This is a genomic window from Acidovorax sp. JHL-3 (assembly GCF_000526295.1).
GTDB lineage: Bacteria > Pseudomonadota > Gammaproteobacteria > Burkholderiales > Burkholderiaceae_C > Acidovorax > Acidovorax defluvii.
The window spans coordinates 2,326,497-2,339,320 of the sequence record NZ_JAFU01000001.1; the positions used below are offsets into that span (position 1 = coordinate 2,326,497).

The following is a 12,824-nucleotide window of genomic DNA, read 5'->3' on the forward strand; positions in this document are numbered from 1 at the left end:
AAATTACCGTGCGCAATCTGTTGCAATGATGCCGTCGATGCGCTTGGATTCTGCCGCGCGGGTGGCATCGTCCAGAAACACCCGCTCGCCCTTGGCATTGGAGTGCGTGATGAGGCGGCCAGATTCAAAAGTGGCCTTGGCTTGGCGCGCGCGGGTGCAGTTGTCTGCCTTGGCTTTTGCAATCTTTTCGTCTTCGGCTTTTTTCTTGGCAGCCTCTGCGGCCTCTGCCTGCGCTTTTTTCTCTTCGAGTTCTTTGTCCTTGCCGCTGCCGGCGGTGCTGGCTGGCAGTTTGGGGGTGGGTGGTGTAGCTGCGGCGGCGGGCTCTGAGGAGTCAGCCGGCTGAACTGGTTTCGCAGCAGCACTCGTTCCCAGGTTGCCTCCAGGCTGTTTCAGGATGCTTTTTTCCGGAATATCCAGCGGTGGCGCGCGATCGCTGAACACCTTGCGGCCATCCTTGTCGATCCATTGCCATTGGGCTGATGCGCCCAGCGACCAGGTGCAGGCCAAGGCCAGCAGCAAAAACTTGTGCATTTTCATGGCGACAAGTTTAGCCGTGCGTCTGGGGAGCCGCCAGTGCACTTGCTTTGGATGGCTGCGTTTTTGCCACAGCCCGCGCGGGTACAATCCGTTTTTTGGAGCTTTCTCATGCGCCTTCTTGGAAAAGCGCTCACCTTCGACGATGTGTTGCTGGTGCCAGCGTACTCCCAGGTCCTGCCCAAGGACACGTCCCTCGCGACGAAACTCTCCCGCAACATCCAGTTGAATCTGCCGCTGGTGTCCGCTGCCATGGACACCGTGACAGAGGCACGGCTGGCCATCGCCATCGCCCAGGAGGGCGGCATCGGCATCGTGCACAAGAACCTCACACCGCAAGAGCAGGCTGCTCATGTGGCCAAGGTCAAGCGCTACGAGTCGGGCGTGGTGCGCGATCCTGTCGTCATCACCCCTGAGCACACCGTGCTTCAGGTGCTGGAGTTGTCGGAGCAATTGGGTATTTCGGGTTTCCCGGTGTGCGACGGTGGCAAGGTGGTGGGTATCGTCACCAGCCGCGATCTGCGCTTTGAAACGCGCTACGACGTCAAGGTCCACCAGATCATGACGCCGCGCGAGAAACTCATCACCGTTAACGAGAAGGACGGCACCACGCCGGCCGAAGCCAAGGCACTGCTGAACAAGCACAAACTTGAGCGAATCATGGTGGTCAACGATGCCTTCGAGCTCAAAGGCCTGATCACGGTGAAAGACATCACTAAGCAGACCAGCTTCCCCAATGCCGCGCGTGATGCCTCGGGCCGCCTGCGCGTGGGCGCTGCGGTGGGCGTGGGCGAGGGCACCGAAGAGCGCGTGGAAGCGCTGGTCAAGGCCGGTGTCGATGCCATCGTGGTGGACACGGCCCACGGCCACAGCAAGGGCGTGATCGAGCGCGTGCGCTGGGTCAAGCAGAACTACCCGCAAGTCGACGTGATTGGCGGCAACATCGCCACCGGCGCAGCCGCGCTGGCGCTGGTCGAGGCTGGTGCCGACGCTGTCAAGGTGGGCATTGGCCCCGGTTCGATATGCACCACCCGCATCGTGGCGGGCGTGGGCGTGCCGCAGATCATGGCCATCGACAACGTGGCCACGGCACTGCGAGGCACGGGCGTGCCGCTGATCGCCGACGGCGGCGTTCGTTTCAGCGGTGACATCGCCAAGGCCTTGGCCGCAGGTGCCAGCACCATCATGATGGGCGGCATGTTCGCAGGCACCGAAGAAGCGCCCGGCGAAGTGATCTTGTTCCAGGGCCGCAGCTATAAAAGCTATCGCGGCATGGGCAGCATCGGCGCCATGCAGCAAGGCAGCGCCGACCGCTACTTCCAGGAATCGAGCACCGGCAACCCCAATGCCGACAAGCTGGTGCCCGAGGGCATTGAGGGTCGCGTGCCCTACAAGGGTTCGATGGTTTCCATCGTGTTCCAGATGGCGGGCGGCGTGCGCGCCGCCATGGGCTACTGCGGTTGCGCCACGATCGAGGACATGAACAACAAGGCCGAGTTCGTCGAGATCACCACCGCCGGTATTCGCGAAAGCCACGTGCACGACGTGCAGATCACCAAAGAAGCGCCGAACTACCGCGCTGACTGACGCCACAGCCCCCCAGGCCCGAACCCACGCAACGGTGTTCGGGCCTTTGTCTTTTTTCCTGTCGCCCACCATGCAACACCAGAAAATCCTCATCCTCGATTTCGGCTCGCAAGTCACCCAGCTCATCGCCCGCCGCGTGCGCGAGGCCAATGTGTACTGTGAGGTGCATCCTTGCGACGTGACCGACGAGTGGGTGCGTGACTACGCCAGCGATGGCTCGCTCAAAGGCATCATTTTGTCGGGCAGCCACGCCAGCGTGACCGAAGACACCACCGACCGTGCCCCCCAGGCCGTGTTCGACTTGGGCCTGCCCGTGCTGGGCATCTGCTACGGCATGCAGACCATGGCACAGCAGCTGGGCGGCAAGGTGGAAACGGGCCACAAGCGTGAGTTCGGCTTCGCCGCGGTGCGCGCACGGGGCCACACCGCGCTGCTTAAAGATATTGCCGACTTCACCACCCCCGAAGGCCATGGCATGCTCAACGTGTGGATGAGCCACGGCGACAAGGTCACCGAGTTGCCCCCGGGCTTCAAGCTCATGGCCAGCACCGATAGCTGCCCCATCGCCGGCATGGCCGACGAAGAGCGCCGCTTTTATGCCGTGCAGTTCCACCCCGAAGTCACGCACACCGTGCAGGGCAAGGCGCTGCTCGAGCGCTTCGTGCTCGGCATTTGCGGCACCTCGCCAGACTGGGTCATGCGCGACCACATTGCCGAGGCGGTGGAGCAGATTCGCCAGCAGGTAGGCGATGAGGAAGTGATTCTGGGCCTGTCGGGCGGTGTCGATTCATCTGTAGCAGCGGCGTTGATCCACCGCGCCATTGGTGACCAGCTCACCTGTGTCTTCGTGGACCATGGCCTGCTGCGCCTGAATGAGGGCGACATGGTGATGGACATGTTTGTCGGCAAGCTACACGCCAAGGTCATCCGCGTGGACGCGGCAGACCTCTTCCTGGGCAAGCTCGCAGGTGTGAGCGAACCCGAAGCCAAGCGCAAGATCATCGGCGGCCTGTTCGTCGACGTGTTCAAAGCCGAGGCCGCCAAGCTCAAGGCTGGCAACGAGGGCCACAAGGGCGCCACCTTCCTGGCCCAGGGCACCATCTACCCCGACGTGATTGAATCCGGCGGCGCCAAGAGTAAAAAGGCCGTCACTATCAAGAGCCACCACAACGTCGGTGGCCTGCCCGAGCAGTTGGGCCTGAAGCTTTTGGAGCCCCTGCGCGACCTGTTCAAGGACGAAGTGCGCGAACTCGGCGTGGCCCTGGGCCTGCCGCCCGAGATGGTCTACCGCCACCCCTTCCCAGGCCCGGGCCTGGGCGTGCGCATCCTGGGCGAGGTGAAGAAGGAATACGCCGATCTACTGCGCCGCGCCGACGCGATCTTCATCGAAGAATTGCGCAACTTCGTGGATGAAGCCACCGGCAAGACCTGGTATGACCTCACCAGCCAGGCCTTCACCGTCTTCCTGCCCGTCAAGAGCGTGGGCGTGATGGGCGATGGCCGCACGTACGACTACGTGGTGGCCCTGCGCGCCGTGCAGACCAGCGACTTCATGACCGCCGACTGGGCCGAGCTGCCCTACGCGCTGCTCAAGAAGGTGTCGGGCCGCATCATCAATGAAGTGCGCGGCATCAACCGCGTGACCTACGACGTGAGCAGCAAGCCGCCAGCGACGATTGAGTGGGAGTAAAAACTCTAACGTAAGTTGTTGATTTATATGAATTTTAACTTGCGAAAAAGTGACGCACGCCCAACTAAGTCGTTGATTTGGTTGGGCTTTGGCATTGCCGCGAAATCCCTCGGTCACGCGCAGGTGCCACTTGAGTAACTGGAGGATCGGGTTGTTCCCAATGTCCGGCACATGGTCCGCAATCACCCACATCTTGATGCCGGTAAAGACCAAGAATATGCCGAATATGTAACGCACCCAGCTGAATTGGCTCACCAGTGTGGCGCCCAGAGCGATCACGCCCAGAATGCCCCAGAAAAGCACACGGTGCTGGTAGTGTCTGGGAATGGCAAAGAACGTGAAAATTCAGCGCGATGACGAACACGTTGTCCATCGACAGCGACTTTTCGATCAGGAACCTGGTGAAGTAAGCCATACCGCTTTGTGCGCCCAGATACCACAACACCCAGGCACCGAAGAGCAGCGCCGCAGTGATTTTTCCCCGTCGACAGAAGAAGGTTCTTTCGCACGCTGATCTCGTGGTCGTCCTTGTGCAACACGCCTAGATCGAACGTCAGCAAGGCGATGACGATGCCGATAAACACCAGCCACATTCAGGCCGGTGTGCCAACGAGGTCTGTGAGCAGGAACGCAACGAATGCGTCCATGGTGGTGAATCTATCGTGCCGGAACGGGAAAAAAATGCGACTGCGCACGCGTGAAGCGTGTCGCTGCACAACGGGCCTGGGGCGACTGGGCCACGGTCGCGGTGCAGTGCGCTCGGGGCTCATGCGGGCTTCATCGCAAGAAGGCGGCGCGGGATGTGCCGGCGCTGACCCCGCGGCGCTTGAGTAGAGAGATCAGGGCATGGGCTCCGATCGCCATGGCGACGAGGGTCATGGCGCCCAGGCCCCAGATGGCCCATCCCACTACCGTGACGGCTCCGGACAGGGCGGGGACTGTTTCGATTGCTGCCGCGATCATTGGTTCTGCGGGGGCGATCAAGGCCTCGAACTCTCGCGCAAGTTCGGGCGGTATCCAACCACGGAGCCATTCGGGTATGAATATCGTGCCTATGGCGTGGGTGCCACCGGTCAGAACGCCTGCGCTTGAGACTGCCCATGCAGCTACTGTATACATGCCCCAGCATGCCAAAGACCACAGGGCCATAAGCGTGAACGAGAGAAACCAGCTGATTGCATAAAACATCGAATGTCGTCCTTTCAAAATCGCAAGTGCCAAGTATGGTCAAGGCCAATCGCGATAGACACCAGTTCCAGTCGAACCTACCATTCGGTTTTACCGAACTGGGGGCTGCATGTTGAACTACCGCCATCTCTACTATTTCTGGATGGTTGCGAAGGAGGGTGGCTTTGCCCGTGCCGCAGACCGCCTGGAGATGGCCGTGCAGACCATCAGCGCGCAGGTGCGGGATCTCGAAAAGTCCCTGGGTCACCAACTGCTCAAGCCATCGGGCCGCGGTGTGGCGCTCACCGAGGCGGGCCAGGCGGCATATGGACGGGCCGAAGAAATATTCCAGCTGGGTCAGTGCATTGTCGATGAGGTGCGTGAGGCAGCCAGTGCCCAGGTCGCACGACTGTCTGTGGGTTTGTCTGACGGCATCTCCAAGCTGGCGGCGCATGCGCTGCTGGAGCCGGTGCTTGCCACGCCGCATCTTCGCCTGGTGTGCCACGAGGGGGAGTTTGATGAACTGCTGTCCGAGTTGGCATTGCACCAGCTGGATGTGGTGCTGGCCGGGCAGGCTGCGCCCCGCAATCCAAACCAGCGGCTCTCCAGTGAACGTATCGCCCGCTCCGCGCTGCAGTGGTATGGACCGGCTTCGCTGGTCAAAAAGTCTGTGCGCGACCGTTTTCCGCAGTCGCTGCAGGATTTGCCGGTGCTGTTGCCCACAGCCCATTCGCCGCTGCGATCCACGCTGGATACTTGGTTTCAGGAAATCGGCGTGAAGCCCCGGGTAGTAGGTGAGTTTGAAGACAGCGCGCTGCTGGCGGTGTTTTCGGCCCGCGGGCTCGGGGCGTTCCCGGTCAGCCAATTGGGCGCCCAGGACGTAGGGCTGGTGCGAGGGCTACGCCTTTTGGGTGACTGCCCCGACATCAGCGAGGAAGTGCATGCCATTTGGTCGCGCCGCGGCCAGCATCACCCGCTGGTACGCCAAATACTGGCCGCTTCGCACAGGGCGGATGCTGTGTAGTGTGCGCACGGGCCCTGCATGGTCACTGTCTGAGGTCGCGTGGCGATCACGGCGTCGGCTGGCTTGCCGCCGTTCACATCGTGAGCGCCCGTTCTGTGGCGTTCTGTGTGGTTGGCGCTTTGCCCAAACGCCACTGCGCTAGTGCTGCTTCCATGATCCATGCCTCTGCCGCCGCTACGTGGTGGTCTGCAGCAACAGCCGTACTGGCAAAGTGCAGCACCATGTCCTGCAGTTCTGGATTGGACACATCGTTCAACAGCGCTGAGAGCGTTTCCGCGTTGACGCTGCCAGTGAGGACGCGGCGCTCGTGCGTGCCCATCAGCAGGTCTTCGCACAAAGTGCGCAGTACCCTTGCAAAGGCACCGGGGGCAAGGCCGAGTTCGCGCTCAATGCCCAGTCCGTAAAGGGCATCCATCTCCGAGCGGCTGACGTGTCCATCCGATATCAACAGCAGGGCAATGACCCGGGCTGCTGCTTCGGGGCTGTTTTTGGGGTAGCTATGCATGGTTATTCCTTAGGGGCGTGTTGGTGGTTGCAATGACGGGTCCTGCCCCGGGGGGCTGCAGGGGCGTGAGACGCCAGCGTGGCGGCATCGGCCCTGCTAGCGGCGACGGCCCCCCGGGCGTTCGCGGCGTACGGAGTCGATTCGAATGGGAATCAGCGCTGGAGCACGCGATGCCCTTCGCCATTGCGACCATTGCCGGAGCAGCCGCAGGGCGGTGGTGCGCAATAAGGTGAGTAGTGAATGGGCACGGTTTGACGGCTTCACGAAGCGCCTCCTGGTGGTTGATACAGCCTCGAATGTGCAACCAGACCGGCAGTGCAAGAAGCAGGTTTTCTATGACGCTTGCATCGGATAAACCGAAATATTTTGGGTGGTAAAGCGTTTCATGCAGCAGGCTTTGCAGAGATGGTTTTCAGGAAAAAGCTGCTGTTCCCGTCTGAGGATGCTGGCTATCGTGCACGCTCCAACCAAGGAGAACGCTGATGCAGATACTTTTCAAGTCCCGCCATCCTGAAGCAGCCGTGATGCGCGAGGTCGTCGAGCGCCGGGTGCGTTTTGTGCTTCGGCGCCTGAGTGCGCTGGTGCCCCGTGTCGATGTAAAGCTGGTAGACGTGAACGGTCCCCGTGGAGGGCTTGATAAGCGCTGCCAGATCGAGCTGCGTACGGATGGCGCTGGCCCGGTGGTCGTCTCGTCAGTGGCAAAGGATTGGCGCACGGCCCTCGATGGGGCTCTGGCACGCGCTGTTCGGCTTGTTCTGCGGGTGTGGCGCCGTGCAACGGTTGCGCGCAGGCCGCGCCAGCACGGGTTCGAACTTGAGTCATAAAGATTCGACGTGTGCCTGCGCGGACTCAAACACCGTCCGTCGTGCAGGGCAAGAGTCGTTTCACTTTCGACTGCTGGCATCACGCAGTGTGGGCCAGGTGCTGGTTTGCGCTCCGAGGGCGCGCGCGAAAGCGCTGCATTGCCAAAGGGCTTAGCGCAAACGTGAGCTGCGCCCGCGCCGCGTGTGTCCCGCACTCTGGCATGCCCGCTGACGATTTTCGCTTTTTGCCGTCGGCAGAGAGTGCCTTGCAACGCTTCCTTCCAGGGTGCATGTGCAGTCGGTTTGCTTGCGCATCGGCACAATGTCGTTCTTGTCCGTATTTGCGATCAATGATCTGACCCGAGGATGTGCCATCCCGGGATTGCGCTCCACCTGATGAACACTTTTTTTACCTGCGTACTGGCACCAGCTGGAGGTTTAGCAGCATGACCTCGCCCTCGGATTTCTGGCCCCACTGTGGTTTTCTCATGCTCGCGCGCGACGCGCGCGGCTGGCTGGTGCCTACTGAAGCCTACTTTCAGTGGGTATTGGCAAGGCCCGAACTTGCTTTGGTGCCCGAATCGTGCGCCGCCGAGATGGCCCTGCACCAGTCTCTGGCCACATCGCCATTGCGGCCCGTGGCGTTGCAGGAGCTGGCGGCGCTGGAGGATGACGACGCGCGCGAAAACTACGCCGTGTTCCTGCGATTTCGCGATGGGCTCCTGGCTGCGGGCACATTGGAGGCTTATTACCTGCAGCTCATGCGCAGCGGGGCGGTCAACGTGCCAGCAGTGTTCATCGACGCCGTGGTGCAGGCGCTGCTGCGCAACTTGCTCGATGAATGCAACGACGCCTTCGAAGCCCGGGCGGCCGAGATGCTGTTCCGCCCTCAGCGCATCACCCTCCACGAGAGTCAGATGCTCGCGGGTGATCGCGCCACGCTGGACATGCTCAATGAGACGGCGGGCCTGGGCGACATCGGGCGCCTTTTGCTGGAAAGCGGTGCGTTGCAGCAGCACATCGATATGCAGGTGCTCGGTGTGGACAACGCCCTGCAGTATTGGCAAGGCAGCGAGCGACATCACTTTTTGCTGGACCTGACCCACGAGCTGAAGCAGGACCTGAGCCATGGCCTGACCTTCAAGATGACCAGCGCCCGCTCGGGCCTCAAGGCACTGGCGCGCGTGCTGGAGCGCTGGGTGGCGCACCTGCTGGGCGTGCAGGTGCAGATCGAACCCGTGCACCAGATCACCGACAGCGCGTGGCGTTGGCATGTGGGGCTGGATGTGGAATCCACCGCCATCCTCAACGACCTGTACCAGGACCGGCCGGTGGATGCCGAGCGCATGGCGCGGCTGGTGAGCCTGTTCACGCTGACCTTTGCCAACCCGGCCGAGATGCGGGCCGATGTGGCGGGCAAGCCGGTGTATCTGGGGCTGGCTACCAGCGCCGAGGGCGTGGTGCGCATCAAGCCGCAGAACCTGTTGCTCAATCTGCCGCTCGCAACCTCGTCTTGAATACTATGAAATAGATAGCTGTTGGCGCTTTACCCATAAACACTGGAGGCTATTTTCATTTGAATGTTGTGTTTCGGTCCCTCGGATCGTTGCACTGCGTCGGGCGCTCAGCCAATCGTCATCAGGCTCGCATTGCCCCCGGCCGCCGCCGTGTTCACGCTGAGGGCCCGCTCAATCAGCAGGCGCTCCAGCGGGATGTCCACCGCGCTGGGCTGCAGTGCCGTCACGCCCACAATGGGCCCGGCGCGGCGGGCGAGGGCGGTGCATACGGCCTGCAGCGACGGGGCATCGCCATGGTGGAGCACGGCGTCCAGCTCCAGCGTGGCGTCGTTCAGTGTGTTGTCTTGCAGCATGACCTGCGCCTGAACCAGCGAGGGCAATTGGGCGCGAAGGTTGGCCTGGGCGTTGGGCCACAGGGCGGTGCCGCCGGTGGCGAGCACGGCGGCGGTTTGCGTCAGCAGGTCGTCAATACTTTGCGCCAGGCACAGCACCCTGGCGCGCGGGGCCAGCGTGTAAACATTGCGCTCGCCCGTGGGACCGTGCAGGGTGCGGGCGGTGCCGCTTTGGGTTTGCCGGGCAAAGCGCTGGCAGGTGCTGGCCAAGGCTGCATTGCCTTGCAGCTGGGCCCACTGCTGCAGGGTGGCCAGCGGCGCTAGCAGGCGTTTGCGCACAGCATCCTCGGGCGGTGTGGCACGGTCGGCGTCCGCAAACGTGCGGGCCAGCGCATCGGCGGGGCGCTGTGACAGCAGGCGCAGCAGGTACAGCGGCCCACCCGCCTTGGGGCCCGTGCCTGACAGGCCTTCGCCACCAAACGGCTGCACGCCCACCACGGCGCCCACCATGTTGCGGTTGACGTACACGTTGCCCGCGTGCGCGCGGTTCACCACGCGGGCAATGGTTTCGTCGATGCGGGTGTGTACGCCCTGTGTCAGGCCGTAGCCGGTGGCGTTGATCTGGTCGAGCAACTGGTTCAGGTCGTTGCGGGCGTAGCGCACCAGGTGCAGCACGGGGCCGAAGACCTCGCGCTGCAGCTCACCGATGTGGTTCAGCTCGATCAGTGTGGGCGGTACGAAGGTGCCCTGGGCGTCCGCAGCAGTCCGGTGAGCGGGGTGCTGGAACACGCGGTGGCCCTTGGCCTTGAAGGTCTCGATGTGTTGGCTGATACCAGCTTGTGCTTCGGCATCGATGACCGGCCCCACGTCTACGCGCAGTGCGCCGGGGTTGCCTACGCGCAGTTCGCCCATGGCGCCTTGCAGCATCTCGACCACGCGGTCGGCGGCTTCTTCCTGCACGCAAAGCATGCGCAGGGCTGAGCAGCGCTGGCCTGCGCTGTCAAAGGCGGACGACACAGCATCGCCCACCACTTGCTCGGCGAGCGCCGACGAGTCCACGATCATCGCGTTCTGCCCGCCGGTTTCGGCGATCAGCGGAATGGGGCGGCCTGCGGCATCCAGGCGCCCGGCCACGGTGCGTTGCAGAATGCGGGCGACTTCAGTGGAGCCGGTGAACATCACGCCCATCACGCGCTCATCGCCAATCAGGCGGGCGCCCACAGTTTCGCCCTGGCCGGGCAGCAGTTGCACGGCGGCGCGGGGCACACCGGCCTGCCACAGCAGGCGCACGGCTTCGGCGGCGATCAGCGGGGTTTGCTCGGCGGGCTTGGCCAGCACCGGGTTGCCTGCGGCCAATGCGGCGGCGACCTGGCCCATGAAGATGGCGAGCGGGAAGTTCCAGGGGCTGATGCAGGCCACGGGGCCCAGAGGGATGTGGGTGGCGTTGTCGAAGGTGCTTTGCACCTGCGCGGCGTAGTAGCGCAAGAAGTCCACTGCCTCGCGCACTTCGGCCACGGCGTTGCTGGCGCTCTTGCCGGCTTCGCGCATCAGCAGGCCCAGCAGGGGCTGCATGCGCTCTTCCAGCAGGTCGGCGGTGCGCAGCAGGGCGGCAGCGCGCTCAGCGGGCGGTGTAGCGGCCCAAGGGGCTGCGGCGGCCTGGGCGTGCGCCAGGGCCTGGTCCACATCGGCGGTGGTGGCTTCTTGCACCTGGCCCACCACGTCGTTGTGATTGGCGGGGTTGCGCACGGGCTGGGCGGGGCCTTCGGGCACGTCTGCGGCCATTAGGGGCGCTGCCGCCCAGGCGTGGCTTGCCGTGGCTTGCAGGGTGGTGGCCAGCTCGATCAGCGTGTTTTCGTTCGACAGGTCCAGCCCGCGCGAGTTGGTGCGGTGCGCGCCATACAGGCCCTGCGGCGTGGCGATGCGGGGGTGGGGCAGTCCGGCGGTGCCTTCCACGGCGGCTTGTTGGTCCACCACCTGCACAGGGCTCTTCACCAGTTCATCCAGCGCAATGGTCTCGTCGGCAATGCGGTTCACAAACGAGGTGTTGGCGCCGTTTTCCAGAAGGCGGCGCACCAGGTAGGCCAACAGGGTTTCGTGTGTGCCCACGGGGGCGTAGATGCGGCAGGGGCGGCCGAGCTTGCCCGCGGTGATGGCACCCACCACCTGCTCATACAGTGGCTCGCCCATGCCGTGCAGGCACTGGAACTCGTATTGCCCGGCGTAGTAGTTGCTGCCCGCCAATTGGTAGATGGTGGCCACCGTCTCGGCGTTGTGGGTGGCGAACTGGGGGTACACAGCCTCGGGCGCGGCCAGCAGCTTGCGTGCGCAGACGAAGTACGAAATGTCGGTGTGCACCTTGCGCGTGTACACGGGGTAGTCCTCCAGGCCATCGACCTGGGCTCGCTTGATCTCGCTGTCCCAGTACGCGCCCTTCACCAAGCGCACCATCAGGCGCCGCTCGGTGCGGCGGGCCAGGTCCACCATGTAATCGATGACAAAGGGGCAGCGCTTTTGGTAGGCCTGGATGACAAAGCCAATACCGTTCCAGCCCGCCAGGGTGGGTTCGTGGCACAGGCGCTCCAGCAGGTCCAGCGACAGCTCCAGGCGGTCGGTTTCCTCCGCGTCGATGTTCAGGCCAATGTCGTACTGCCTGGCCAGGGACGTGAGGCGCAACACCAGCGGGTACAGCTCGTCCATCACGCGGCCAAACTGTGCGCGGCTGTAGCGCGGGTGCAGGGCCGATAGCTTGATCGAGATGCCGGGCCCTTCGTAAATGCTGCGCCCGGCAGAGGCCTTGCCGATGGCGTGGATGGCTTGCTCGTACGACGCGTAATAGCGCTTGGCGTCTTCGCTGGTCAGCGCGGCCTCGCCCAGCATGTCGTACGAATAGCGAAAGCCCTCGGCTTCCATGGTGCGGGCGTTGCGCAGGGCTTCGTCGATGGTCTCGCCGGTCACAAACTGCTCGCCCATCATGCGCATGGCCATGTCTACGCCCTTGCGGATCAGCGGCTCGCCGCCCTTGGCCGTAAGGCGGCTGAGCGAGTTGCCCAAGCTGCCCTCGCTGTGCGTGGCCACCAGCTTGCCGGTGATGAGCAGGCCCCAGGTGGCGGCGTTGACGAAGAGGGACGGGCTCTTGCCCAGGTGGGCATCCCACTGGCCGTGGCTGATCTTGTCGCGGATCAGCGCGTCGCGCGTGGCCTTGTCGGGGATGCGCAGCAGCGCCTCGGCCAGGCACATCAGCGCCACGCCTTCTTGCGACGACAACGAAAACTCCTGCAGCAGGCCCTGCACGATGCCCGCACGCCCGGCGCTGGCCTTGCGCTCGCGCAGCGCCCTGGCAATGCGCAGGGCCAGTTGTTCGGCCGACGCTGCTTGATCAGCAGGCAACCGGGCCTGGCCCAGCAGCGGGGCCAGGGCCTCGGGCTCGGGGCGGCGGGTGGCAGCGGTGATGGCGGCGCGCAGGGGGTTGCTCAGGTGCGTGCGGGGGGCGAAGTCGGCGAACGGAGCGGAAGGCTGGGCGGTGTGCTGCGTCATGGCGGTGTCTTTCGGTGGTTTTGAGGGCAAAACGCGGGCTTGAAGGGCGGGTTTGGCCTGCTGAAAGTGATGATCGTTGGACTATTGGCGAATAAATGTTCGAAAATTGGCATTAACGCCGAATAAATCGC

9 protein-coding genes and 1 pseudogene are annotated in these 12,824 nt (G+C 63.4%); 5 read left to right on the forward strand and 5 right to left on the reverse strand.

Features of this window, described 5'->3' with window-relative positions:
* Positions 1-3: 3 nt before the first annotated feature.
* Positions 4-537 carry a DUF4124 domain-containing protein gene (locus K226_RS0110960; protein WP_024814849.1) on the reverse strand — a complete coding sequence of 178 codons (534 nt, stop codon included), beginning with the start codon at positions 535-537 and terminating at the stop codon, positions 4-6.
* Between the two features lie 108 nt (positions 538-645).
* On the opposite strand from K226_RS0110960, the gene guaB reads away from it, so the two are divergent.
* Together guaB and guaA are read left to right on the forward strand one after the other, a co-directional pair.
* Entirely contained in the window at positions 646-2,121 is a 1,476-nt protein-coding gene (gene guaB / locus K226_RS0110965) for an IMP dehydrogenase (protein ID WP_024814850.1), read from the forward strand.
* A gap of 70 nt (positions 2,122-2,191) precedes the next feature.
* Positions 2,192-3,811 (forward strand): glutamine-hydrolyzing GMP synthase, encoded by a 1,620-nt coding sequence (guaA, locus tag K226_RS0110970; protein WP_024814851.1) that lies wholly within the window; start codon positions 2,192-2,194, stop codon positions 3,809-3,811.
* A gap of 90 nt (positions 3,812-3,901) precedes the next feature.
* Here guaA and K226_RS19505 read toward each other — a convergent pair.
* A pseudogene (locus K226_RS19505) lies at positions 3,902-4,404 on the reverse strand (TerC family protein); the annotation flags it as partial.
* A gap of 184 nt (positions 4,405-4,588) precedes the next feature.
* On the reverse strand, positions 4,589-4,999 hold the full coding sequence (locus K226_RS0110975) for a hypothetical protein (RefSeq protein ID WP_024814852.1): 411 nt from the start codon (positions 4,997-4,999) through the stop codon (positions 4,589-4,591).
* A gap of 109 nt (positions 5,000-5,108) precedes the next feature.
* On the opposite strand from K226_RS0110975, the gene K226_RS0110980 reads away from it, so the two are divergent.
* Positions 5,109-6,002, forward strand: coding sequence for a LysR family transcriptional regulator (locus K226_RS0110980; RefSeq protein WP_024814853.1), 894 nt, complete (start codon positions 5,109-5,111; stop codon positions 6,000-6,002).
* Between the two features lie 73 nt (positions 6,003-6,075).
* Here the strand turns inward: K226_RS0110980 and K226_RS0110985 are convergent, their stop codons facing one another.
* Positions 6,076-6,507 carry a hypothetical protein gene (locus tag K226_RS0110985; RefSeq protein ID WP_024814854.1) on the reverse strand — a complete coding sequence of 144 codons (432 nt, stop codon included), beginning with the start codon at positions 6,505-6,507 and terminating at the stop codon, positions 6,076-6,078.
* Positions 6,508-6,989: 482 nt separating this feature from the next.
* Here K226_RS0110985 and K226_RS0110990 point away from each other — a divergent pair, with 482 nt between their 5' ends.
* Entirely contained in the window at positions 6,990-7,331 is a 342-nt protein-coding gene (locus tag K226_RS0110990; protein WP_024814855.1) for a hypothetical protein, read from the forward strand.
* 425 nt (positions 7,332-7,756) lie between these two features.
* Positions 7,757-8,827, forward strand: coding sequence for a DUF6352 family protein (locus K226_RS0110995; protein ID WP_024814856.1), 1,071 nt, complete (start codon positions 7,757-7,759; stop codon positions 8,825-8,827).
* A 107-nt stretch (positions 8,828-8,934) separates the two neighbouring features.
* Here the strand turns inward: K226_RS0110995 and putA are convergent, their stop codons facing one another.
* Positions 8,935-12,693, reverse strand: coding sequence for a trifunctional transcriptional regulator/proline dehydrogenase/L-glutamate gamma-semialdehyde dehydrogenase (gene putA, locus K226_RS0111000; protein ID WP_024814857.1), 3,759 nt, complete (start codon positions 12,691-12,693; stop codon positions 8,935-8,937).
* Positions 12,694-12,824: the final 131 nt, after the last annotated feature.

Bases quoted from the DNA above. Each gene is read 5' to 3' on its own strand.
- K226_RS0110980 (WP_024814853.1), top strand. From the start codon at position 5,109: ATGTTGAACTACCGCCATCTCTACTATTTCTGGATGGTTGCGAAGGAG.
- K226_RS0110960 (WP_024814849.1), bottom strand. From the start codon at position 537: ATGAAAATGCACAAGTTTTTGCTGCTGGCCTTGGCCTGCACCTGGTCG.
- K226_RS0110990 (WP_024814855.1), top strand. From the start codon at position 6,990: ATGCAGATACTTTTCAAGTCCCGCCATCCTGAAGCAGCCGTGATGCGC.
- K226_RS0110985 (WP_024814854.1), bottom strand. From the start codon at position 6,507: ATGCATAGCTACCCCAAAAACAGCCCCGAAGCAGCAGCCCGGGTCATT.
- putA (WP_024814857.1), bottom strand. From the start codon at position 12,693: ATGACGCAGCACACCGCCCAGCCTTCCGCTCCGTTCGCCGACTTCGCC.
- guaA (WP_024814851.1), top strand. From the start codon at position 2,192: ATGCAACACCAGAAAATCCTCATCCTCGATTTCGGCTCGCAAGTCACC.
- guaB (WP_024814850.1), top strand. From the start codon at position 646: ATGCGCCTTCTTGGAAAAGCGCTCACCTTCGACGATGTGTTGCTGGTG.
- K226_RS0110995 (WP_024814856.1), top strand. From the start codon at position 7,757: ATGACCTCGCCCTCGGATTTCTGGCCCCACTGTGGTTTTCTCATGCTC.
- K226_RS0110975 (WP_024814852.1), bottom strand. From the start codon at position 4,999: ATGTTTTATGCAATCAGCTGGTTTCTCTCGTTCACGCTTATGGCCCTG.